Genomic DNA, 24,211 nt, shown 5'->3' on the forward strand with positions numbered 1-24,211 from the left:
CGTCCGATAGCGGGTAGGCTTAGGTCGCGTCATCGCAGACCATTAACCCTATGGATTCCTCATGTGAATCCTGCTCGCGGGGGAATTCTGCAACAACGCCCATGGGGCTATTCAAAGGCCGCCGCTTCCGCGGTCGAATTTCGCACCGCCGTTCTCAGGGCCTTCGCCCGGATGATGGAAGGTCTGGCCTCCGAAGGCGGCCAGGAGAGGGGCGTCATGATCGAAGCGACCTATTATACCTCAAGGCGCACCGCAAGGCCTCGAGCCTGGGGGCGAAAAAGGGGGGCGACGATCACCGCGGGCGCGTGATCGGGCGCACGAAGGGTGTGACCTGCCACTGAGCTTTCATCCGGCCACGACCCGAGCCCGGCGACCATTTACACCTTTCGGCGCGGGTTTGGGGGAGCAGTTACCGCGTCAGCGCCGATCAGGCCGGGACCAGCCTGATATCCTCGGCGCGCCAGGTCACATGCACGTTGTCGCCCTTGACGAAGGGATGCGCCGAGGGTGGCACGATCGCAAAGATCTCACCGGCGTCGCTTGCCAATGTGTATTGCACGTTATTGCCCAGATAGGCGGCATAGGTCACCTCAGCCGGAATTGTGCCGGCCTGGGGCTCCGCACGTAGTTGCACCTGATGCGGGCGCAGCACCATCTTGGCTGCGCCCTTCAGCTCCGATGCCAGCGGCAGGGTATAATCCTGCCCCAGCAGACGCAGTCGGGTTTCGCCCGCGCCAGAGGCGGTGACCTCAGCGGCCAACAGGTTCGCATCGCCGATGAAATCCGCGATGAAGGCCGAAGCCGGGCGTTCATACAGATCATGCGGGGTGCCCGCCTGCGCGATCTCGGCATTCTTCATCACGATGATCCGGTCCGACACCGCCATCGCCTCTTCCTGATCATGCGTCACATAGACTGCCGTCAGGCCAAGGCGCTGCTGGATCTGACGGATTTCCTCACGGACATGGCGGCGCAGCTTTGCGTCAAGGTTCGACAGCGGCTCGTCCAGCAGCAGCACCTCTGGTTCCAGCACGATGGCACGGGCAACCGCCACACGTTGTTGCTGGCCACCCGACAGCTCTGATGGCAGCCGGGCACCAAAGCCCTTCAGCCCGACCATCTCAAGCCCGGCCTCGACGCGGTCGCGGATCTCGGATTTGCCCAGCTTACGCATGGTCAATCCATAGGCCACGTTCTCGGCCACGCTCATATGCGGGAACAGGGCATAGCTCTGGAACACCATCGAGACCTTGCGATAGGTGGCGGACAGATGGGTCACATCCTCGCCCCCGATCAGGATCCGGCCTTCGCTTGCGGATTCCAGCCCCGCAATCAGACGCAGCGTGGTGGTCTTGCCGCAGCCCGAAGGCCCCAGCAAGGTGCAAAGCGTGCCGGGCTGGATCTCCAGCGTCAGCGGTTTCAGCGCCATCACCGCGCCATAGCGCTTGGTGACGTTTTCAAAACGGACAGAACCCTTGGTCATATCGGAACCTTTCATGTCACGCTGCAACCCGGTCGGCCCGGCGCAGACGGCGGCGGCCGATCACCGCCTGAAGCAGAAGGATGGCAAGCAGCATGGTCACGATCAGCACCACCGAATAGGCGATCGCGATGCCGTATTCGTTGTTTTCGACCCGACCTACGATGAAGTTGGTCGAAAGGTTGTGCCGCGCCGAGACAAGGAAGATCACGGCAGAGACCGAGGTGATGGCACGCACAAAGCTGTAGGTGATCGCGGCCATCAGCGCGGGCCCCATCAGCGGCAGGATGACCCGGCGCACAGTGGTGAAGCTGTTGGCACCCAGGGTAATCGAGGCTTCATCCAGCGATTTGTCGAGCTGGCTCATCGCGGCAATCCCCCCGCGCACCCCCACCGGCATGTTGCGGAAGATGAAGACGAGGATCAGGATCATCGCCGTGCCGGTCATCTCGATCGGGGGGAAGTTGAAGGCCATGACATAGGCCACCCCGATCACCGTGCCCGGGATGGCGAAGGACAGCATGGTCGAGAATTCGAACGCATCCTTGCCTGAGAATTTCTGTCTTACCAGCAGATAGGCGGTGGCAAGCCCGACGGCGGCGGTCAGCGGTGCCGAGATCCCTGCAATCACCAATGTGGTAAAATAGCTGTCCCAGGCCGAGCCCACGAAATGCACCCCGTTGCGGACCACGATCCTGAAGGCCTTGCTGTAATGTTCAAAGGTGAAGCTGTGATCATATCCCCAAAGCTTCACGAAGCTGCCAAAGCCGATTAGCAGATAGATCATCAGCGTGAAAGCAGCCCAAGGCACTGCGGTCAGGTAGCAAGCCCATTTCAGCCCCGGATTGAGCCCTGCATTCTGGCCGTTATCTGCCTTGCCGGTGACGGTGGCGTAGCTCTTTTTTCCCAGCCATTTGCGCTGCGCCACAAAGGCCAGCAAGGTCATTGACAGCAAGATCATCGACAAGAGCGCAGCTTTTGCCGGATCGGCGACGGTGCCGACGATGGCAAAATAGATCTCGGTCGAAAGGACGTTGAAATTGCCGCCCAGAACCAGGGGGTTGCCGAAATCGGCAAGGCTTTCGATGAAGCCCAGCAGGAAGGCATTGGCAAGGCCCGGCCGCATCAGCGGCAGCGACACATGCCGGAAGGTTTGCCAGCGATTGGCGTCAAGTGTCTGACTGGCCTCTTCCATCGAAGGGGAAATCCCCTCGACCACGCCGATCAGCACGAGGAAAGCGATGGGGGTAAAGCTCAGCATCTGCGCCAGCCAGACCCCCCAGAAGCCGTAAAGCCAGCGGGTCTTTTCCATCCCGAAGGCCCAGGCGAAAAACTCGGTCAGGGTGCCGGAACGGCCAAACAGCAGGATCAGCGCAAGCCCGATCACGAAGGGTGGCGTGATGATCGGCAGGATGGTCAGCACCCGCAGCAGCGTTTTCGCCCGGAAATCGGTGCGCGTGAAGATCAGCGCGAAGGACAGGCCCAGTGCGGTGGTGCCCAACCCGGTCATAAGGCCAAGCACCAGCGAATTGACCGCCGGGCCACAATAACCCGCCCCGCTCAGGCAGGCCAGCGACCAGGTTTCAGAGGCAAAGAACCGTGGCAGGAATTCAGACAGACCAAAACCCTCGCCACCTTTCAGCGAAAAGGCCTGCACCAAGATGAACGCCATCGGGTAGAAAACGAAGACCCCGACCAATGCGACGATCATTCCGACAAGGCCGGTGACAAAGGCATCTCCGCGCCCGCGCCCCATGCCGGAGATTCCGGTGGTCAGGATGAACAGCAGCGCGATGGCCACGACAAAGGCACCAAGCCCCATGCCGGGCTGGGCCGCATCGCCAAGCGCCGCAAGGCGCGGCCCTTTGCCAAGGATCAGCAGCCCCTGACCGGCCAGCAGCCCGAGCCCCGCCGCCCCGGCCAGCACCCAGGCGCGGGCCTGCCGCACCGGGTGGACCGGCAGATAGGTCACAACCAGCGCCGCCAGCAGGGCAAGGCCCGGCCCGGCAAGCCACCAGCGGCCGGTCGCCGTTTCCATCAGCCCCGGACCCATGCCCGACTGACCGATCCAGCCAAGGGACAGCACGCCCCCCGCCACCATATACCAGGGCAGCAGGATAAACCCTGCCAGCCCGACCCAGGCCCAAAGCCTCGCGGTGCGTGCCATGTTCTGTTTTCCTGTAGCTACGAAAGTGGCCCGCGCGACATGCCGCGCAGGCCCGTATCAGGCGCGAAGGATCACTCTTCGATCTTGCCGCCTGCGTTCTTGACGTCCTTTTCCCAACGCGCCAGCAGGCGTTCGCGGGTATCGGCGGCTCCATAAGTGGCGAAGTCGTAATCGATCAGCTTGACGGAGGCCATGTCCGGCGCCTCGGGATCGGTCGCAGCACCCGGATTGGCGGGGATGTTGTAGACCCCGACCTCAAGCCCGGGCGACTGGCCTTCGGCGGAAATCACATATTCCACCCATTTCTTCGCGGCTTCCATATTCGGGGTGCCATCGACCACCGAAACGGCCCCCAACTCGTAGCCGGTGCCCTCGCAGGGGGCCACGATCTCGACGGGGAAGCCCTCTTTCTTCAGCTTGACCATGTCATGCATGAAGCCGATGCCGATGGTGGTTTCGCCACGCGCGGTGGCCTTCACCGGCGCGGAGCCCGATTTGGTATACTGGTTCACGTTGCGGCCGATCTCGGCGAGCAGCTTGAACGCCTCGTCTTCACCGAACAGCTGCACCAGCGTGGCAAGTTCGGTATAGGCCGTGCCCGAGGAGTTCGGGTTCGCCACCTGAATCTCGCCCTTGTAGTCAGCTTTTGCCAGATCACGCCAGCAGGCCGGGGCGGCAAGGCCTTTCTCGGCCAGCACATCCTTGTTGTAGATGAAACCCAGCAGACCCACATGCACGCCGATGGCACGGCCCTCGGTCATTTCGGTCATGTTCTGCGCCCAGCCCAGCAGGCCCGAGACATCGACGCCGGTCGCGGTGGTCAGCCCTTCGGTCGCGGCGATGATATGGGGGTCGCCCGTGCCGCCCCACCAGACATCCACCTTCGGATTGCCCTTTTCGGCGCGCAGCTGTGCCAGAACCTCGCCGGTCGATTTGCGCACCATGGCGACATCGACGCCGGTATCGATCTTGAAGTTCTGCGCCATCAGATCGCACCAGGCCTGCTCGTTCGAGCAGACCACATTCAACTCCTCGGCCATGGCACCCGTTGCCGACAGGCCCGCAGCCAGCGCCAATGCGCTGATCCATTGTTTCTTCATCAAATCCTCCCTTGGGTCCGGCGGGCCACTCTCCCTGCGGCGCATGACCGGATCGGTTACAGCGTGGCACAGGCGCTGCCCCGCAGGCGAGGGGTCGGATCGCCCATCTACTGGTGCTGGGCAGGGTTTTCGATGAACACTGTTACAGGGCACCATGTTGGCTGTCACAATTGAAACCCAATGCCCTCTCCCCCGGGATGCGGCGCTTGGGCATCATGTCAGAGTCGGGCGGAGAGAGGTCCGGCACGGAGGAAATGAAGCCATGACCAGCACCCCGCCGCAGGGGCCGACCGTGGTCATCGTCGATGATGACCCGGATCTGCGCGTAACGCTCGCCGCATTGCTGGCCGAGAACGGCTTTGTTCCGCTGCCGGTTGCCGACAGTGCAGGCTTCTTTGCCGCGGCCAATGCCGGGCCGGTCGATCTGGCGCTGATCGATCTGCGGCTGCAGGGGGAAAGTGGCCTGACGCTGGCGATCCGCATCCGCGAGCGCATGGGCCTGCCGATCGTGATGCTGACCGGGCGCGGTGATGAAACCGACCGGGTGATCGGGCTGGAAACCGGGGCGGATGACTATATCACCAAACCCTTCAGCCCCCGCGAGCTGGTCGCACGTCTGCGCGCCGTCCTGCGCCGCAGCGGGCATCCGGCGCTGGCCAATCCCGATCGCAGCCAGAGCCAGATCCGCGCCTTTGGCCAGCTGCGGCTGGATCAGACCCGGCGCGAGCTGCTGGGGCCGGACGGGGCCGAAATCGCCCTGACCAATGCCGAATATCGCCTGCTCGATTACTTTCTGCGCCATCCCGACCGCATCATCGCCCGCACCGATTTGCTGCGAGAGCTTGGCAGCGACCTGTCACTCTACATGGATCGCACCATTGATGTGCTGATCCTGCGCCTGCGCCGCAAGATCGAGCCGGTGCCCTCCAAGCCGGTGCATCTGCAGACCCGGCGCGGGCTGGGCTATATCTTCGTGACCGAGGCATGATGCGGCTGCGCCCCAGCATCCGGGCACGGCTGTTGCTGGCGTTGGTCGCGCTGGCTGCGGCCACGCTGGTCGTCGGGGCCACAAGCTGGATCACGCTGCGGCAGGCGACCGACCGGCTGGACCGGCTGCATGACGAGACGCTTGCCGCAGGCGATCGCGCGCTGGTGCTTTCGCGTCAGGCCTCGGATCTGGCGACGCGGGCCCCCTATCTGCTGACCATCGAAAGCCCGTTCCGTCTCCACGAAGAGGCCGAGGCCGCCCGGCGCCAGATTGCGGGCATCGCAGGCAATCTGTCCCCACCGGATGAGGCGAAGATTTCTGTCGTGCTGCAAGATATGGACGGCGCGCTGAGCGATCTGGTCGCCCAGGCCACCGCGCGGGTGGCGCTGACAGACCAGATCCTGCGCCAGAATGCGCAGATTTCGGCGCTGGAGCGGCGCTTTTCGGCCCTGGCGGGCACGCTACGCAGCTCGTTGCCGGAAGGGCAGGACTGGCTTGGCCTGCAACGCATCGCCGCCGCGCTGATCGGTGCAGGCCGGGCCAGCAGCCTGGTCAGTGTCGGTGAGTTCCAGCGCGAGTATCATCGGCTGAGCCTGCGGATGGAGGCACGGCCTGATCCGGCAGGTCGTGCGGAGTTCGCCCAGTTGCGCCAAATTGCGGAAGGTCCGGGCGGCTTGTTCGAACTGCGCAGGCTGGAACTGGCGCACAAGATCGCGGCCGAGGCGGCCATGACGCGGATCCGGCATGGTGCCGAAGCCGTCAGCAGACATGCTGCAGGCGTCACCGCCCTTGCCCAATCCGATATCGCGCAGGAACGCGTCCAGACCGTCACAGCCCTTGCCTTTGCCAAGGGCATCATCATCGTGGTCAGCCTTATCTCTGCCATCGTGGCGCTGGTAGCGGCGCTGTTTGTCTCGGGCTATGTCACCGCCAATCTGCGGGCGGTGTCAGGCGCGATGATGCGCCTTGCGGTGGGCGACCGCAGCACCCGTCTGCCGCGCGGCGAACATGCGGGCGACGAGATCGGCAAGCTGTTTCACGCCTTCCGGGCCTTTCGGGCCCGGACCCTGCGGCTTGACAGGTCGAACCGGCAACTGGCGCAACGCAACGTCCTGTTCGAGACCCTTTATGACGGCATGACAGACGGGCTGGCCATCCTGTCGGACACGGGCAAGCTGGTGGCCCATAACCGCTGTTTTGCCAAGGTGCTGGACCTGCCCCCGGCATCGCTGGAAGGGCGGCCACATATGGCCCGGCTGCTGGCCGATGCAGGCTGGCGGCGCGAAGATGGTGCGGAGGGGTTCTCGGCACTGCACCATCCGGATGGGCGGGTGATCGAGCTGCGCGAAAACCCGCTGCCGACGGGTGGCAGCATCATGCTGCTGTCCGATATTTCGGCCCGCCGCGCGCTGGAGGAAAAGTTGCAGCGCGTGCAACGGACCGAGACATTGGGCAAGATCGCGGGCGAGGTGGCGCATGATTTCGGCAATATCCTGTCGACCATCACCACCAGCCTGCATCTGATGGAGGCGGCTCCCGCCGAACGCCAGCCCGCCCTGCGCCAGTCACTGGCCGCAGCACTGGATCTGGGCGGGTCCCTGACCCAGCGGCTACTGGCCTTTGCGCGGCGTCTGAACCTTGACCCCGAACCCGTGGATCTGAATGCCCTTGTCGAAGGTCTGGAGGATCTGATCGCCCTCGCGCTTGAGGATCGGATCAGCCTTACCATCCATCCCACATCTGCACCGCTGATGGTGCGCATCGATGCGGGGCAGATGGAAAGCGCGCTTTTGAATCTTTGCCTGAATGCCGCAAAGGCCATTTCCGGTCCGGGGCGGATTGACATCCTGCTGACGCAAGCGGACCCCGATCACGCAGCGATTGCCGTGGTCGATACCGGCTGCGGCATGTCCCCCGAGGTGCTGGCACAGGCGATGGAGCCCTTCTTCACCACCCGCAGCGACGGCACCGGCACCGGGCTGGGGCTTGCAATGGTGGATGGCTTCATTCGCCAGTCAGGCGGCGATATCCGCATCGTCTCGGCACCCGGTCAAGGCACGGCGGTCCATCTGACCTTGCCGCTGCTGCGCGAGAATGCACTTCCCGCCCTCCCACAGCTGCGCGTGCTGCTGGTTGAAGATGATCCGCAGGATGCCGCTCATGCCCGCCGTCTGCTGGATGGTGCCTCCATCACCGCCACCGCCGACCCGGCCGAGGCCACGGCGCTGATCGCCAGCGCCCCCCCCTTCGATCTGGTGATCAGCGATCTGAACCTCGGGTTTGACCCGGCGGGTTGGCGCATCGCCCTCGCCGCGCTTGCCCGCGATCCCCGCACGCTTGCGATTGTCTGCTCTGGGCACCTGCCCGCAGAAAACCCGCTGGCCAGAACCCATCCCGGCCGGGGCTTTGCCCTGCCCAAACCTCTGGATCCGGCCACCTTGCTGGCCTGCCTGAAAGGAACCTTGCCCTGATGCTTCCCCTGCCTTCTGCCCTGATCTTCGATTGTGATGGCACGCTCGTGCTGTCGGCGGATCTGCATTACCGCGCCTTTACCGAGACCTTTGCAGCCCAAGGCCTGCATCTTGACCGCGCCTTCTATCTTGCGCGGGGCGGCTTTGCACGCCGGGCGCTGATCGGTGCCTGGATCGAGGATACCGGGCAGGCGGCGGATATTGAGGCATTGGTGCAGGGCAGCATCGATCACGCGCAGCGTCTGGCCGAGGCGGGTGCCTGCAGTCCCAACCCGCCAGTGGCCGCCTTGGCCCGGGCCTGGGGCGCGCGGCCATCAGCGGTTGCGTCCAATGGCGAATGGCCCGTGGTCACGAGCTCCTTGCGGGCCTGTCAACTGGACGGGCTATTCGACACCGTTGTGACGCTGGATCAGGTGGCGCGGGCGAAACCGGAACCCGACATGTTCTTGTTGGCCGCCAGCCGCCTGAACACCGCACCGCAGGATTGTGTCGTGCTGGAAGACAGCGCCGAAGGCATTGCAGCGGCTGGCCGGGCAGGGATGCGGGCACTGGATGTGCGCAAGGCTGAAGACCTTGCCCTGATCACCGAATGGGTGGCGCATTTGACCCAGACCCCATGATCCCTTGGCAAGCGTCTGAGCCGTGGCCTCTTGCTCGCCATTCTGGAGCAGTCGCGGTTCTGTTCCATAAGGCCGCATGTCTTTTCCCGCCGCCCGGCCCATGCGGATCAGCCTGTATTCTGATCGCGGGGCGGCAGGCACCTTCCGGTTGCGATGGAGAAAGACATGCGGAACCCCCATGGCGCGATCTACGTCGGAATTGACGGGGTGAAGGACAAGCTCGCGGTTGCGATTCACCGCTTCCGCAACCGGGGGGCGGCCTTTGCCCGGGTTTGCCACGCGTCGCCAATCCTTGAGCCTGCCGGACATGATCTCGATGCGGTTTCGGGCTTGCCCCCACGGCCCAGTCCGGGCGGTTCACTCTCAGAATACCCGATGGTAATTGTCAGAAGTTATGGGATGCGCTACGGAGCATATCCGTGGCACTTCAGCGGGCGGACAGTTTGTGAACCAGATGCAGTTCCTTGAGCTCTATGTCTCCGAACGTGATCGGATGGAACGGCAGGTCGGGCGGCGCATCGGCTGCCCAAGCCTTGCGGGCGATATCGTTCAGGACATCTTTCTGCGGCTGTGGGAGCGGGCGACCAATTGGCAGGGCGAGCCTGCGGCCTATCTCAGCCGTTGCGCCAGAAACGCGTCGATCGATCATCTGCGCGCCGAACATGCCCGGGCCCGGCTGATGGCCGAAGCTGCCCTGCGCAGCGAGGCTCTGCTTGTGCCCTCGGGTGAGGATGTGCTGGCGGCGCGGGAGGAACTGGATCTCATTGATGCCGCTTTGCTCGGGCTGCCCGCGAAAACGCGGCATATCTTTCTGCTCAATCGGGTGCATGGCCGCAAGTTGACAGAAATCGCCCCCGTCTTTGGCATCTCGGAACGGGCCGTGGCCAAGCATATGGCCCGCGCCATCGAGGCCTGTGCGAAGGCGCGGGGCTGATATGAGCGCGACGCCGACTGAAGCGCAACGAGAGGAAGCGCGCAGTCGCTTTCTTGACCTGCAGGCAGGTCGGAAGGGTTCTGCTCAGCGGGACCTGCAGAATTGGCTGCGCAGCGATCCGGCGTATATGGCCGCTTGGGCGGAAATCGAGAGCCTTTGGCAGCAAACCGCAGCGCCCGGGCAGCGCCTTGCCAAAATCGAGGCGGCAGAGCTTGCGGTCTATCTTGAGGCGATGGATTTGCGTCAAAAGCGCGGCAGAGGGGTGCGCAATGCAACGCTTGGCCTTCTGCTTGTGCTGGGCCTTGGCCTGACGGGTGGGGTATGGCTGAACAAGCCGCATCTGTGGCAGGATCTTGCCGCAGATTACGTCAGCCAACGCGGTGAACGGCGGCAAATGACCCTGACGGATGGCAGTACCATCCTGCTGGATGCCGACAGCGCGATCAATGTCGATATCACGGCCGATCGGCGCCGGGTCGAACTGTTGCGAGGTGCGGCGTCATTCCGCGTCTCCCATTCCGCTGTGCCCTTCCGGGTGCGGTTCGGGGAGGGTGAGGTGACGGTTCATGGCACCGTCTTCGATATTCAACTGCTTCAGGGTGGCGGGCTTGTCGTCTTGCAGGAAGGCAGCGTCGCGGTCAGCTATCCGGGGATGGATGGCCCCCGGATGCTGACGCCGGGGGATCAATTCGTCCGATCTGGGGCGCAACTCCCCCCCCAGGTCTCACAGGTCGAAATCAGCGATGCAACCGGCTGGCGGGATGGCCGGTTCGTCTTCGAGATGATGCGGTTCGGCGATCTGATCGCCACGCTGGAACGCTATTCTGCGGGTCGTCTCGTCATTGCCAGCGACATGTTGGCAGAGCGCCGGGTTTCAGGCAGCCTTGACCTCGACACACCGGAGGCTGCGCTGCAATCGCTGCGCGACACGGTCGGATTTACGGTGACGTCCTTGCCGGGGCCGGTGCTGCTGCTGCGCCCCTGACGCGCCGCCCCCGTTATCGCGGGCCCAGGCCGCTGTCCCCAATCGCCGCCCCACACCGTCATGAGAGTTCGGAGACGTCCGGCAGATCAAAAAATCTTCGTGTCCGAGGTTCCGGTTTCCGCATCGGCATCCGTGATCCTTGTAATAGCATGGAAAGCCACCGTCTTCGCCATCTGTGCCGTCTGGGATCACATATATGGGGAGCCTGCGGATGCGGAGGCAGAGAACTGAAACGACCGGGAATGACCGGCTGCGCAAGTTTGGGCGCATGGGGCTGGTGGCGATGCTGGGTGCGACGGCCTTGCCCGCCCTGGCTCAAGAGGCGCGTTACAGCTTTGACATCGCGTCGAAACCCGTCACCCGTGCGGTGAATGATCTGGGTCGCACCGCGGGGCTTTCGATCATCATCCTCGGCGACAGTGCAGTTTCGGTCTCTGCCAACCGTGTCAGCGGCAATCTGAGCGTGGATGAGGCCTTGTCGACGCTGCTCAGCGGCACCGGCCTTGCCTGGCGCTATGCCAATGCCTCGACCGTGCAGATCTATAAACCTGCGCGCGGTGGCACAGACCGCGATGGCACGGGTGTGGTCACGCTTGGGACTGTCTTCCTTGACGGTGCGGGCAATGGTGCGACCAGTTTTGTGGCCGGCCAGAGCGGAACCGCCAGCAAGACCGGCACCCCGGTGCTGGAGGTGCCACAGTCGGTCAGCGTGATCGGTAAGCGCCAGATGGAGGCACAGGGCGCGCGTTCCGTGACCGAGGCGCTGCGATATGTGCCTGGCGTCAATATTGAAACCTATGGCCCTGATCCAAAGGGTTATGAATGGATCATGCTGCGCGGCTTCAATGGCCAGTCCTCCAGCGCCTATCTGGACGGGTTGCGCCAGATGGCATCAAATTACAGCCATTTCCGCACCGATCCGCACCAGATCGAAACCGTAGAGGTGCTGCGGGGCCCATCCTCCACCCTTTATGGGCAATCGGATGCGGGCGGAATTGTCGGAAAGACCTCGAAAAAGCCGGTGACCGAGACCCTGCGCAATCTGGAACTCAGCTATGGCAGCTTTGCCACGGCAGCCACGGCGCTGGATTTCGGCGGCAGCCTGACGGCGGATGACGTCTGGTCCTATCGGCTGGTCGGTGTGGCACGCGACGGGAACACGCAGTTTTCGTTCGGTGATGGCACAAGAATGAAGGATGACCGGCTGATGCTGGCACCTTCCATCACCTGGGCACCGAATGCCGATACCAGCCTGACCGTTTCGGCACAGACCCTGCGGGATCGTTCGGGCGGGACGGCGATCTATTTCACGCCAACCCATGTTCTGGTCGGCGATCCGAACTTCTCGCAAAGCGATCAGAAACAGCAGACCCTTGGCTATGAACTCAGCCACCGACTGGATGAGAACTGGGTTCTGCGCCAGAATCTTCGCTATGGCCGGGTCGCATTCGACCTCGACATGCTGGCTATGGCGGGGGCCGATGCCACCGGAATTATGCGCCAGGCACGGCGCTTTTCCGAGGAAATGGACAGTCTCGGTCTCGACACCAATCTTCAGGGTGAGTTCAGCACAGGATCCGTTGCCCACAAACTGGTCGCCGGGCTTGATGTTTCACGCAGCGACACCGATGCAAGACGCTGGAATGGCGACGCCCCGTCGCTCAACCCTTACGCCCCGACCTATGGTGTCAGCGTGCCGGTGCCGACCGCGCTTGCATATGATTACACCGAGAAATTCCGCCAGACCGGGCTCTATCTGCAAGATGAAATCCGCGCGGACAAATTTCTGTTCACCATTGGCGGACGCTATGACTGGCTGCGCATCACCAATGACAACCATATGACCGGGCTCTCATCCGCGACGGATGTGAACAATTTTTCGGGCCGTGCGGGCATCTCCTATATCACGGATTTTGGCCTGGTGCCCTATCTCAGCTATGCTGAAAGTTTCATGCCCAATACGGGGATCGGCTCGAATGGGCTGGGCTTTGCGCCCACCAAGGGCCGGCAATGGGAGTTGGGTGCCAAATACCAGCCCGCGAACACCGATGCGATGCTGACCATGGCGTTGTTCGATATCACCAAGTCAAATGTGCTGACGCCGGAACTGAACGCGGGCGGCGGTGGCACCGGGTTCAATGTCGCGACCGGCGAAATCCGTTCGCGCGGTTTTGAGATCGAAGGAAAGGCATCGCTGGGTTCCGGTTGGGATATTGCGGCGAACTACACCTATAATGATGTCGAGATCACCAGAGACAACGCGGGCAACCAGGGCAATCGTCCGGCATTGGTTGCAAAAACTCAGGCGTCGCTCTGGTTGAATTATGCTTTCACCGGAGGGGCAATGGATGGATTGTCGATCGGCGGCGGCCTGCGCCATGTCGGGGGCAGTTTTGGCGATAGTGCCAATACGGTCCCGGTCGATGGCCGCACGGTGATCGACCTCGGGCTGGGCTATGATCTGAACGAGAGCACGAAACTTGCGGTCAATGTCACCAACCTGACCGACAAGGAATATTCCACCACCTGCGCCAGCGCCATGTCCTGCTACGAGGGGGATCGCCGCCAGGTGACCGCCAAACTGGCCCTGCGCTTCTGATTCCGTAAAGGAGGGGGCGGTCCGTCACCGCCCCCGGTTCCGCATGATGAAACGCCGTGACTTCCTGACCCGTGGGACTGCGCTGCTTTGTGCCGCGCCCGCACTTGCGCAAGGACCAGCCGCCGAGACTGCGCCACGTCTTGCCGCCATCGACTGGGGGGCTGCCGAGGCCCTTATCGCGCTGGGCATCCGCCCCGTTGCAATTTCCGACAGTCACTATTTTGCCAGCCGGATGCCCTTTGATTTGCCAGCCGGGATCGCCGATATCGGTCCTTTCTGGGAGATCAACCTTGAATATCTCTCGCGCCTGGCCCCCGATCTGATCCTAGCCCCTGCATCCGCTCTGGTGATGACGCCGCGCATTGTGGAAATCGCGCCGGTGCAGATCATCCCGGAAGAGGCCGGGACGGATCGTCTGGATCTTGCCGCCCGCCTGGCGGCGGAGATGGCGAAAATAGCCGTCTTGCCGGCTGATGCCGCGCCCCGGCTGATCGAGGACACCCGGAACACCATCGCCGCACATCGACAGCGGCTGGCCGGAAAGGGGGCCGTGCTGGTTGCGGTGCCGGATGTGTCGGGGCGGCTTTTCACGGTCTATGGTCGGGCCAGTCTGCCTGATGCCGTGTTGCTGCGCCTTGGGTTGCGCAATGCCTGGGAAGGCCCCGCCAATGCGAATGGCACATTCCGCACCGGGATCGAGCCGTTGCTGGAGATGACGGATATCAATCTCCTTCTGGTCGAAATCGCCTCGATGCGACCCAGGGTCGAACGCGCGCTGACCCAAAGCGCATTGTGGCAGGCGCTTCCCGCGATCCGGGAGGGCCGCTTTGGCTGGATCGAAGATTTTTATCCCCCCGGCGGGCTGCTTTCGGCGCGCCATCTGGCAAATGTGATCGCAGACCGGCTGGGTGCGGCATGATGGGGCGCGGCATGGCACGCGGCCTTTTGCTGCTGGTCTGTATCGGCTTGGCGCTCCAGGGGCTCTGGCCTGCAATCATCGCGCCCCCCGCATCGGATAGCGTCGCCTGGCTGATCCTGACCCAAAGCAGCCTGCCGCGATTGGCGATGGCTTTGCTGGCGGGCTTTGCGCTGTCGCTGACGGGCGAGGTCTGCCAGCGCATCTTCGCCAACCCTCTGGCCGAGCCGGGCCTTCTGGGGCTGTCGGACGGGGCATCGCTGGCCCTTTCGCTTTGCCTTCTGGTCGCGCCGGGGCTGTGGCAGGCCGCGCCGGGGCTGGTTGCCATGCTCGGGGCGGGGGCTGCGCTGATCCTCGTGCTGGCCATCGCCTGGGGGCCGGGGCTTCAGGCACAATCCCTGCTGCTGGCCGGAGTGATGGTCAGCCTGTGCAGCGCGGCGGCCCAGGCGCTTCTGGTGCTGTTCAATCATGACTTCCTGCAGGCCCTGCTGCTTTGGCAGGCTGGTTCGCTGGTGCAGTCGGGTTGGGGCGCGGGGATCCGGATGGGCCTGCAAATCCTGCCGGTGATCGCGGCGCTGTTCTTGATGCAGCGCCCGCTGCAGCTCTTGGCTCTTGGAGATGGGGCGGCATCGGGGCTTGGCGTCGATGTGCGGGCGGCGAAATTGATCCTGCTGGGCGGCGCGGCCTGGGTGACGGCGGCGGTGATGGCCACGCTGGGGATGATCGGCTTCATCGGGCTGGCCGGGCCTGCGCTGGCGCGGGGGCTGTCGGGGCGGGCGCGGCCCGGCATGGTGCAAGCTGGGATATGGGGCGGGGTCCTGCTGCTGTTTGCAGATCAGGTGGCGCGGATCTTGTCTGGCCTTGTCGGTGATGTGCCGGTGGGGGCCGCCTCGGGCCTGTTCATCGGGCCGCTTCTGGTGATGCTGTCGCTGCGCGCGCGCCGTCTCGGCCTTCCTGAGCGGGGGGTGTCTGTGGCCATGCGTCCCTTGCGGCGCGCCAATCCGGTCGTTCCATGGGCTCTGGCCCTGGCCGTGCCTGTTCTGATCCTTGCTGCGTTGATCCTTGGCCGGGATGAGGGTGGCCTCATCCTGCATGGGATCGCAGATCTTGCCGGCGTGGTACATTGGCGGATGCCGCCGCTGCTTTTGGCGGGCGGGGCCGGGGCCTGCCTGTCGCTGTCAGGAATGATCTTGCAAAAAGTGCTGCGCAATCCGCTGGCAAGCCCCGATCTGCTGGGGCTTGGCAGTGGGGCCGGGCTGGCCTTCGCGCTGGCACTGATCTTTCTGCCGGGTGACAGCCTGATCTCGCGGTATCTCGTGACCGGGATCGGCGCTGGCGCGACACTGGCGCTGGTTGCGGCGCTTGGCCTGCGTGCCGGGCTTGCGCCTGCGCGGGTGCTGCTGATCGGTGTCGGGATCGGCAGTTCGGCCCATGCGTTTCTTGTGCTGGTTCTGGCTGCGGGCGGGCCGAAAGGCGCCGCGCTGCTGAGCTGGTTCTCGGGATCGACCGGCGGTGCGGATCTGGCGCAGGCCATGCTGCCATGGGGTGTGGCGGGGCTGGCCTTGGCCCTGGTCCTGATGCTGCATCGCTGGTTTGATCTGCTGGCGCTGGATGATGCAATCGCGCAAGGCCGCGGCCTTGCGCTTCGCCCGGCGCGCGGGCTTGCGCTGCTTCTGGCCGCGCTGACGGCAGCGGCGGGCACTATCGCGCTTGGCCCGGTCAGCTTCATCGGCCTTGTCGTGCCGCATCTGGCCGCAAGCCTCGGCTATCGCGCCACCGCATCCGCGGCCCTGATCTCGGCCTTGATCGGTGCGGCATTGATGATCCTTGCGCAGAGTCTCGGCGCGATGCTGGCCTGGCCATGGCCCATGGCACCCGGGCTGATCTGCGCCATGATCTGTGGTCCCTGGTTTCTGTGGCAGATCCGCAGGGGGGCCGCATGACCATCGCCCATCACAGGAGAGCCATATGACCGCCTTCGTGCTGCACGGTGCCGGTTTTCGCACCGATGACCGGATCTTGCTGTCGGATATCAGCCTGACTGTGCGGCAAGGGCGGGTGACCGGGATCCTTGGCCCCAACGGATCGGGCAAATCAACCCTGATGCGGTTGATGGCAGGGCAGATCCGCCCCAGCGAAGGCGAGGTTCTGTTTCAGGGGCGGCGCGTTGCGGATCATTCGGCCCGCGATCTGGCCCGGCACCTTGCCCATCTGCCCCAGATCCCGCCCGCCGTGCCGGGGATGGGCCTGCGCGATCTGGTGGCGCTTGGCCGCTATCCCTGGCACGGTGCGCTTGGCCGGTTCGGTGCCTCCGACCATCTGGCGGTGGAGGCGGCTTTGACCCGCACGGGTCTTGCCGCGTTCAGCGATCGTCAGGTCGATCTCCTGTCGGGCGGCGAGCGTCAGCGTGGCTGGATCGCCATGCTGTTGGCTCAGGGCGCGGACTGCCTTTTGCTTGATGAGCCGACCTCGGCGCTGGACTTGTGCCATCAGATCGAGGTGCTGGGCCTTCTGCGCAGGCTGAACCGCGAACAGGGGCTGACCGTGGTCATGGTGCTGCATGACGTCAATCTGGCCGCGCGCTTTTGTGATGATCTGATCGCCTTGCGCGAGGGACGGCTGGTGGATGCCGCAAGCGCGGATCGGGTGACCCAGCCCGACCGTCTGTCAGAGCTTTACGGTCTGGATATGGAAGCCTTGGCCTGGCGGGGCAGGCCGGTCATGATGCCCTCGGCCCTCTTCGGGGAGGATGCGTGATGGGTCACAGCCTGCCCTGCTGCATGACCCGGGCCTTTGGCGCGGATCGTGGCGGCGCTCTGGCCGGACAAGCGCGTCGGGTTCGAAACCCGCGGATCGCAACGGGTCATGATATGGCTTCGGGCCTGACCCGTGCCTCGGCAAAAGACACCAGCCTGCCCTCTGCCTCGTCCCAGAGATGCAGCCGAACGGTGGCAATGCTTTCGGCGATGGTAAGGCGTTGCGCCTCGGCCAATTCCTTGTGATCGCGCAGCACTTCGGGCAGCCGGTAAAACGGGATACGAGAGTAGAGGTGATGCACATGATGGATTCCGATATTCCCGGAAAGCCAGCACAACGGTTGCGGCAGCACATAATGTGAGCTGCCCTCAAGCGCCGCATGGTGCAGTTGCCAAACTTCCCCGCGCGACCAGTGGGTCTCTTCGAACTGGTGCTGGACATAGAACAGCCAGACCCCGATCGTTGCCGCCACGATCAGAGTCGGCAGGAAGATCACCAGCAGCGGCAGCACCCCACCGAACCAGACGATCAGTGCAACCGCGATCCCGATCATTGCATTGGTGCCCATTGCTGATGCCCAGTAGCGCCAGCCGGATGCCATCAGGCCGATCGGCAGGCGGTTCTGCACCAGAAACAGATAGCTCGGCCCCAGCAGGAACAGCACGAGCGGGTGGCGATACAGACGGTAAATCAGGCGCCCGAACGCCGAGCGCGCGCGGTATTCAGCGATGGTCAGGGTCAGCACATCGCCGATTCCCCGTTGGTCAAGATCGCCATGATGCGCATGATGGATCGAATGGGTGCGCTTCCAGACCGCATAGGGGGTCAGCGTCAGGACGCCGAGACTTCGGCCGATCCAGTCCTGCACGGTCCTGTTCGGCAGAAACGAACCATGCCCGCAATCATGCTGGATGATAAAGATCCTGACAAGAAAAGCACCGTTGAAAAGCGCCAGGGCAAGGGCCAGCCAGGCACTGACGGAAAGCCCCATCCAGGCGATGGCCCACAGCGCGATGAGCGGTATCAGCGTCACGGCCAGTTCAAAAAGGCTGCGTGTCATCGTGGGGTCGCGATATCGCGCCAGGATGCGGAGCCAGGCGCGCGCATCGCGAGGGGGCGCCGAAGCCGGCCGGTCGGTAAGATCTGTCATATGTGCCTGTGCATATTCCCCACGACAGGATGACGAAGGGCTTTCTCTGGCCTTGGCAAAAAGCCAGTATATCAGCGGTTTGTTCAGGCCCCTTGCGGTTAGCGGGCAGGCGCGCGGTTTTCAACCGCCAATCCGTCGCACCCCGCCATGCGAGGCGCGAAGCGGTGCCTGTTGGGCATGATGGCGCGATCCGATGCCGATCTTGCGGCGGGCAATGCGGCTGGGGCTTGCGGTGCCGTAGGGGATGGGTCTGTTGCCGCGGCGGCGCGCCCCATTCCATACGGGGCACGCGGGCTTTGGGACGTCCCATGACGGCCCGGCTCCGCAGGTGAGGCAGCCTTTCGCGGGCCTGCAGCCTCTGGGGCCCTATGCAGGTCGATGTTCGGGTCATGGTCCGCAACATCGGATCGGCATGGATGGTGGTTCCATAGGCATATGCGAACTGCGCCAGGCCCCAATAGGCCACGACAACAGCAAACCGGCCCGGCAAGCCCTTTCAGCGTTTCAGAGGATGAAATCCTTGGCGATCAACTGGATATTGACGTCCAGCCTGATTGCAAAATCCGCCTTTCCGTCGCCATTCACGTCACCGAATATGAAGGTGTCGCCATTCTTGCGCTCGAAGCGCAGCTCTCCGGGCGTCTTGCTGAAGGCATCCCTGCCGATGAAATCGAAATCCTGATTGCCGCGCGCCTTGGTATTGGCATCGATGGCCGAAAGGTTGATCCGATCGCCGCGCGCGAAATCGGTGATCATGTCGCGCGCCGCGGCCGTCACGCCCGAATCCTTGATGGAGGCAAAGACAAAGACATCCCGCCCTGCGCCGCCCGTCATCGTATCGGCACCGGCACCGCCGTTCAGCACATCGTCGCCCGAGCCGCCGGAAAGCCTGTCATTGCCCGCGCCGCCAAACAGACGGTCCTTGTCGGCCCCGCCATCCAACGTATCGCGCCCCGCACCACCGTTCAGCATGTCCTGACCCGCGCCGCCGATCAGGCGGTCATTTCCGGCCTCGCCGTGAAGGGTGTCGCGCCCGGCCTCGCCATTCAGGCTGTCATTGCCCGCGCCGCCAAACAGTGCGTCATTGCCCGCGCGCCCGTCGATCCGGTCATTGGCCGCCAGACCGTATAGCTTGTCTGCGCGCGCAGAGCCAAGAAGGTGATCGGCCCGTGCCGTGCCGCGTGCCGCGCCGGTCACGGTCACCGACAGAACGGCGCTGTCGGTGCCGCCATTGCCATCGGAAATCGAATAGGTGAAGCGATCGGTCACCTTCGCGCCCACGGCCAAGGGGGCGGCACGATCGGCCTCATAGCTGTAGCGGCCATCGGCCTGCAGGGTCAGCGTGCCGAATTTCCCGGCCAGGGCCCGCCCTGGTGCCCCGCCTTGCAGGCCGGTTACCGTCAGTGCATCGCCATCTGCGTCACGATCAGCACCCGCAGGCCCGGCGATGACATTGCCGCTGATCTTGGCGAATTGGGCGACGGATGCCTGATCGTCCCGCGCATCGGGGGCCGTGTTGGTGGCACCGCCAGCGCCGTTGAAGGCCCGCTGGATGATGCCCGTGCCGCTGCCATCCTGCCCGTCAGAGATCCAGGTCGCGACAAAGCCGCCATTGGCCAGGGCCGCCAGTTTGACATGGGTCTGACTGCCCGCAAAGGTGGAGTTGATGAAGAATTTTTCGCCGTCCCTGGTGCCGTTCGCGTTGAAGACCTGTGCCACGATGTCGGAGGTCGCACCGCGCTGCGTCCAGGCAAGAACCCAGCCGCCGCCCTCAAGCGCCACGACCTGATGGAAGGGTAGGCCGCCGGTCGCTGCGCTCAGCGTCTGGGTCGCCCCGAGGCTTTGGCCATTCGCGCCATAGGCGCGCATGTTCAGGGACGGGCTCAGGCTCTGGCCGCTTTCCCAGACCACCACCCAGCCGCCACCTTCCACCGCGGTCACACGCGCGCCATTCGTCACGCCGCTGACAACGGTTTGTTCCCCCTGCGGCGCGCCTTGCGCCGAATAGGCGCGCTGCTTCAGGCCCTCGCTGTCGCGCCAGGTCACCACCCAGCCGCCGCCATCACGCCCGGTGACGGCATTGTCGTTCTGGATCGCGCCGGGATCGGCATCGACCAGCCCGCCGCTGATGCGGGCACCGCTGGCGCTGAAAGCCTCGTAATAGACCTGCTGCTCACTGGGCGGATTGCTGCGATAGGTATTGATCCAGGTCGCCACCCAGCCGCCGCCATCCAACGCGGCGACCCGAAGGTTGCCCTCGCCATAATTGGTTTCATGCACCGGCGCGATCCGCACCTCGGTGGCAGCCGAATTGCCGGCTGCGTCGTAACTGCGGTGATAAAGCCTGTGAAAGCCGAAATTGGGCAGTCCAGGTTCTTGCGAGGTCCAGTAGGTGACCCAACCGCCATTGGCGAGCGGCGCAAGCAGGGGGTCCTGCTGATTGAGGTCGGTGGTGATATTGACCTGCATCTCGCCGCGGACCCGCTGACCGCTGGCATTGAAGGCCTGCTGATAGACCCCGGCGCTTTCGCCATCCTGATCCCATGAAGTCCAGGACACCACCCAGCCGCCATTGGACAGGGCGATGGTCTGGTCGCTGTAAAGCGATGACGCGACATTGGAGCCGGTCAGATATTGGCTGTCGCTGGTATTGGAATTGACCCGCGTCTCCGGGCCGACAGCCTTTCCATCGGCGGCGTAGCGTTGCTGGTAGACACCGCCATATGATCCATCCTGGCCATCCGAGTTCCAGACGACAACCCAGCCGCCGTCCGACAGCCGCAGGATGCGCGGGTCGCGCTGTGCGCCCGCAGTAAAGGTATTTACCTGAATTTCGGAACCGGGGCTGAGGGGCATCTTGGGGCCTCCAAAGGGCGCGTAAGCATGGGCGCAGGACAAAAGGACGACATCAAATTCCGGTCAGGATCGGCTGCGCGCAGGCCTGAGTCAATGTTTTCAGGCAGCGTTTCCCGATATCGTTTCCAGACAGCGGCAGCCCGGCCCCGCCCGAACGGTCTGTGCCCCGGTCGAAGACGGAGCGGGGCCGGGAGGGCGGCACCTGCGTCCCGACCGGGCGCGGCCCGCTTACACCGCAGGGCCTGCTTTGGGCACCGCACGCAGCTGGAACCGCTGGATCTTGCCGGTCTGGGTTTTCGGCAGGGCTGCCACGAAGACGACGCTGCGCGGATACTTGAACGGCGCGATCACCTGTTTCACATGATCCTGCAAGGCTTTAACCATCAGTGCATCCCCGGCATGGCCGGGTGCCAGAACCACATGCGCCTGAACGATCTGACCGCGATCTGCATCCGGGGCCCCCACAACCGCGCATTCCTGCACCGCCGGATGCGACAGAAGCGCGGCCTCCACCTCCGGCCCCGCGATGTTATAGCCCGCCGACAAGATGATATCGTCGGTGCGGGCCGCAAAGTGGTAATAGCCCTCGTCATCTTGCCAGAACACATCGCCTGTCAGGTTCCAGCCATCCCGGACATAGACGCTTTGGCGCGGGTCATCCATGTAACGGCATCCGGTCGGGCCGCGCACGGCCAGACGTCCGGGCGTGCCGCGCGGCACCTCGTTCATCGCGTCATCCACGATCTTTGCCTCATATCCGGTCACCGGCTTGCCGGTGCAGCCGGGGCGGTGATCGTCAAAGCGGTTGGAGATGAAGATATGCAGCATCTCGGTCGCGCCGATCCCGTCCAGCATCGGTTTGCCGGTCTTTTCGTGCCATTCCTCATAAACCGGGGCGGGCAGGGTTTCCCCGGCCGAAACCGCCGCCCGCAGCGAGGAAAGATCGGCCCCTTCATCCATCGCTTTCAGCATGACACGATAGGCGGTGGGGGCGGTGAAACAGACGGTGGCGCGATGTTCCTGGATCATCCCGATCATATTGGGCGGGCTGGCCTGTTCCAGCAGCGCGGCCGTCGCCCCGAAGCGCAGCGGAAAGATCGCAAGCCCCCCCAGGCCAAAGGTAAAGGCCAAAGGCGGGCTGCCGATGAAGATATCGTCGGGGGTGATCCCCAGCACCTCCTTGGCATATCCGTCGGCGATGATGAGCAAGTCACGATGGAAATGCATGGTCGCCTTGGCATCGCCGGTTGTCCCTGAGGTAAAGCCAAGCAACGCCACATCATCGCGGCCGGTCTTTACGGCGGTGAACCGCACGGGTTTCTTCAGCGCCACGCGATCAAGTTCGGCATCGTGATTGGCTGTGCCATCAAAGCCAATCACCGTTTTCAGATAGGTGCTGTCCTTCTGGCACAGCACCAGTTCCTCCATCAGCCTTGTGTCGCACAGGGCATGGCTGATCTCGGCCTTGTCGATGACCTTCGCCAGCTCGCCCGCCCGCAGCATCGGCATGGTATTGACCACAACCGCCCCGACCTTGGTGGCGGCCAGCCAGCAGGCGACCATGGCCGGGTTGTTGGCAGAGCGGATCAGCACCCGATTGCCGGGCTTGACCCCGTAATCCTCCACCAGCGCATGGGCGATGCGGTTGGTCCAGTCGGTCAGTTCCTTATAGGTCCGGCTGCGACCATTGCCGATCAGCGCGACATGATCGCCAAAACCCTGAGCGACCATAGTGTCGGTCAGTTCAACCCCCGCATTCAGCCAGTCGGGGTAATCGAACCCCTCCAGCTTCATCACCGGCCAGGTCTCGGCCGGTGGCAGGCGATCGCGCGTAAATGTATCAATGTGGCCGGTTGGACCATACATGATGAAAGCTCCCTATGGGCCCGCCGATATCTTTGCGCATCGGTCAGGCGATGGTCTGTCTGTTGGAATGTCAGTCTGGAACGATGGCCGTCGCCTCGATCTCGACCTTGGCGCGGTCTTCCATCAGGGCCACGACCTGCACCACCGCCATGGCGGGGTAATGCCGGCCGATCACCTGCTTGTAGATGGCACCCAGCGATTTCAGGTCGGCCAGATATTCGGCCTTGCTGGTGACATACCAGGTCAGCCGCACCAGATGCTCTGGCCCGGCACCGCCCTCTTTCAGCACGGCCACGATGTTTTTCAGTGTCTGTTCGACCTGACCCAGAAAATCATCCGTCTCGAATTCGCATAGCGCATTCCAGCCGATCATGCCCCCGGTCAGGATCATCCGCCCCTGCGCGGCCATGCCATTGGCATAGCCCTTTGCGGGTTTCCAGCCGGCGGGGTGCAGGGTCTGAATGGTCATGGGGCCTCCTGAAAAGCGGCGATCTTGTCGCGGGATGCGGGTGGCCAGGCCTGTGGCCGCCCGTTCGGATCAATATGGACCAGCACCAGATCGGTGCTGAGCCGGTGGCTTGGGCCGCAATGCGCCTCGATATGCAGGCCAAGCGAGGTGCCCCCCAGCTTCGTCACCCGCAGCTGCCAGTCCAGCACCTCACCCAGCCGGGATGGGGCGTGAAACACGGTCGAGATCCGCGCGGTCGGCACACCCACACCAATTGCCATCATCGCCTCGAAGGGCAGGTCCACCACCTCGCGGAAGAAATTCTCGACGACCGAATTGGTCATTTCGAAATAGCGCGGGTAGAAGACGATCCCTGCGGGGTCGCAATGGTTGAATTCAATGCGGATGTGCCGGTGATACATCACGCATTCGCCTCGGGCGGCAGGAAGTCCACCTCATGCGCGGCCGAGGTGCGAACCACCTCCTCGACATCGGTCATGCGGTCCAGCTTTTCAAACAGGGCGCGCAGCGGCCCGGCAGGCGACACCCAGAACAGGGCGCGGGCGGGCACATCGCCCTTGTTGAAATAGCCATGCGGGATGCCGCGCGGCATCCGCACCAGATCACCGGGGCGCGCCACCGACCACTGACCGTCCAGCTTCACATGCAGCTCACCCTCCTGCACCAGAATGAATTCATCCTGGTTCGGGTGAATATGCACCGGCACGAATTGTCCGGGTTCGGAGTTTGTCTCAAACGAGAAGGTGCTGCCGCAATCTGCCTTGGGGAAGTAGCGTTGGCCGAGGATATTCCACTCCACCCCCTCAAAGCCTTCCCCCAGACGGGTGATCCCGCCATCAAGATCCTTTGCCAT

Annotated in this window: 18 protein-coding genes and 1 pseudogene; 10 read left to right on the forward strand and 9 right to left on the reverse strand. The window is 63.7% G+C overall.

The window, feature by feature from the left end; translation table 11 throughout:
- Nucleotides 1-162 precede the first annotated feature (162 nt).
- A pseudogene (locus GBJ34_RS11130) lies at nucleotides 163-326 on the forward strand (IS5/IS1182 family transposase); the annotation flags it as partial.
- Nucleotides 327-427: 101 nt separating this feature from the next.
- Here GBJ34_RS11130 and GBJ34_RS11135 read toward each other — a convergent pair.
- The 3 genes from GBJ34_RS11135 to GBJ34_RS11145 all read right to left on the reverse strand — a co-directional run bounded on the left by GBJ34_RS11135 (nucleotide 428) and on the right by GBJ34_RS11145 (nucleotide 4,747).
- On the reverse strand, nucleotides 428-1,498 hold the full coding sequence (locus GBJ34_RS11135; RefSeq protein ID WP_226341135.1) for an ABC transporter ATP-binding protein: 1,071 nt from the start codon (nucleotides 1,496-1,498) through the stop codon (nucleotides 428-430).
- Nucleotide 1,499: 1 nt separating this feature from the next.
- A complete protein-coding gene (locus GBJ34_RS11140) occupies nucleotides 1,500-3,647 on the reverse strand; it encodes an ABC transporter permease (RefSeq protein ID WP_151719355.1) in 2,148 nt (715 codons plus the stop codon).
- Between the two features lie 71 nt (nucleotides 3,648-3,718).
- The gene (locus GBJ34_RS11145; RefSeq protein ID WP_151719356.1) at nucleotides 3,719-4,747 is read right to left on the reverse strand and encodes an ABC transporter substrate-binding protein; all 1,029 of its coding nucleotides are present in this window, start codon (nucleotides 4,745-4,747) and stop codon (nucleotides 3,719-3,721) included.
- Between the two features lie 262 nt (nucleotides 4,748-5,009).
- On the opposite strand from GBJ34_RS11145, the gene GBJ34_RS11150 reads away from it, so the two are divergent.
- From GBJ34_RS11150 to GBJ34_RS11190, 9 genes are all read left to right on the forward strand, one after another.
- Nucleotides 5,010-5,735, forward strand: a complete 726-nt coding sequence (locus tag GBJ34_RS11150; RefSeq protein WP_151719357.1) for a response regulator — start codon at nucleotides 5,010-5,012, stop codon at nucleotides 5,733-5,735.
- Nucleotides 5,732-8,206, forward strand: a complete 2,475-nt coding sequence (locus GBJ34_RS11155; protein WP_151719358.1) for an ATP-binding protein — start codon at nucleotides 5,732-5,734, stop codon at nucleotides 8,204-8,206. Before GBJ34_RS11150 ends, GBJ34_RS11155 begins: the two co-directional genes overlap by 4 nt.
- On the forward strand, nucleotides 8,206-8,826 hold the full coding sequence (locus tag GBJ34_RS11160; protein ID WP_151719359.1) for an HAD family hydrolase: 621 nt from the start codon (nucleotides 8,206-8,208) through the stop codon (nucleotides 8,824-8,826). The genes GBJ34_RS11155 and GBJ34_RS11160 overlap by 1 nt, the downstream gene beginning before the upstream one ends.
- A gap of 454 nt (nucleotides 8,827-9,280) precedes the next feature.
- Nucleotides 9,281-9,760, forward strand: coding sequence for an RNA polymerase sigma factor (locus GBJ34_RS11165; RefSeq protein WP_151719360.1), 480 nt, complete (start codon nucleotides 9,281-9,283; stop codon nucleotides 9,758-9,760).
- 127 nt (nucleotides 9,761-9,887) lie between these two features.
- On the forward strand, nucleotides 9,888-10,745 hold the full coding sequence (locus GBJ34_RS11170) for a FecR family protein (RefSeq protein WP_226341136.1): 858 nt from the start codon (nucleotides 9,888-9,890) through the stop codon (nucleotides 10,743-10,745).
- A gap of 211 nt (nucleotides 10,746-10,956) precedes the next feature.
- On the forward strand, nucleotides 10,957-13,344 hold the full coding sequence (locus tag GBJ34_RS11175) for a TonB-dependent siderophore receptor (protein ID WP_226341137.1): 2,388 nt from the start codon (nucleotides 10,957-10,959) through the stop codon (nucleotides 13,342-13,344).
- Between the two features lie 46 nt (nucleotides 13,345-13,390).
- Nucleotides 13,391-14,263 carry an ABC transporter substrate-binding protein gene (locus GBJ34_RS11180; protein WP_151719362.1) on the forward strand — a complete coding sequence of 291 codons (873 nt, stop codon included), beginning with the start codon at nucleotides 13,391-13,393 and terminating at the stop codon, nucleotides 14,261-14,263.
- An 11-nt stretch (nucleotides 14,264-14,274) separates the two neighbouring features.
- A complete protein-coding gene (gene fhuB / locus GBJ34_RS11185) occupies nucleotides 14,275-16,203 on the forward strand; it encodes a Fe(3+)-hydroxamate ABC transporter permease FhuB (protein ID WP_151719363.1) in 1,929 nt (642 codons plus the stop codon).
- A 25-nt stretch (nucleotides 16,204-16,228) separates the two neighbouring features.
- A complete protein-coding gene (locus GBJ34_RS11190; RefSeq protein ID WP_151719364.1) occupies nucleotides 16,229-17,017 on the forward strand; it encodes an ABC transporter ATP-binding protein in 789 nt (262 codons plus the stop codon).
- A gap of 106 nt (nucleotides 17,018-17,123) precedes the next feature.
- Here the strand turns inward: GBJ34_RS11190 and GBJ34_RS11195 are convergent, their stop codons facing one another.
- From GBJ34_RS11195 to GBJ34_RS11220, 6 genes are all read right to left on the reverse strand, one after another.
- The gene (locus GBJ34_RS11195) at nucleotides 17,124-18,167 is read right to left on the reverse strand and encodes a fatty acid desaturase (RefSeq protein ID WP_151719365.1); all 1,044 of its coding nucleotides are present in this window, start codon (nucleotides 18,165-18,167) and stop codon (nucleotides 17,124-17,126) included.
- 504 nt (nucleotides 18,168-18,671) lie between these two features.
- Nucleotides 18,672-21,023 carry a calcium-binding protein gene (locus GBJ34_RS11200; RefSeq protein WP_151719366.1) on the reverse strand — a complete coding sequence of 784 codons (2,352 nt, stop codon included), beginning with the start codon at nucleotides 21,021-21,023 and terminating at the stop codon, nucleotides 18,672-18,674.
- 228 nt (nucleotides 21,024-21,251) lie between these two features.
- Nucleotides 21,252-22,889 (reverse strand): AMP-binding protein, encoded by a 1,638-nt coding sequence (locus tag GBJ34_RS11205; RefSeq protein WP_151719367.1) that lies wholly within the window; start codon nucleotides 22,887-22,889, stop codon nucleotides 21,252-21,254.
- A gap of 70 nt (nucleotides 22,890-22,959) precedes the next feature.
- Nucleotides 22,960-23,358, reverse strand: a complete 399-nt coding sequence (locus GBJ34_RS11210) for a RidA family protein (protein ID WP_151719368.1) — start codon at nucleotides 23,356-23,358, stop codon at nucleotides 22,960-22,962.
- Complete coding sequence (locus tag GBJ34_RS11215) at nucleotides 23,355-23,759, reverse strand: acyl-CoA thioesterase (RefSeq protein ID WP_151719369.1); 405 nt, start codon at nucleotides 23,757-23,759, stop codon at nucleotides 23,355-23,357. Before GBJ34_RS11215 ends, GBJ34_RS11210 begins: the two co-directional genes overlap by 4 nt.
- Nucleotides 23,759-24,211, reverse strand: a complete 453-nt coding sequence (locus GBJ34_RS11220) for a cupin domain-containing protein (protein ID WP_151719370.1) — start codon at nucleotides 24,209-24,211, stop codon at nucleotides 23,759-23,761. The genes GBJ34_RS11215 and GBJ34_RS11220 overlap by 1 nt, the downstream gene beginning before the upstream one ends.

The sequence above is a fragment of the Gemmobacter serpentinus genome (assembly GCF_008973825.1).
GTDB lineage: Bacteria > Pseudomonadota > Alphaproteobacteria > Rhodobacterales > Rhodobacteraceae > Gemmobacter > Gemmobacter serpentinus.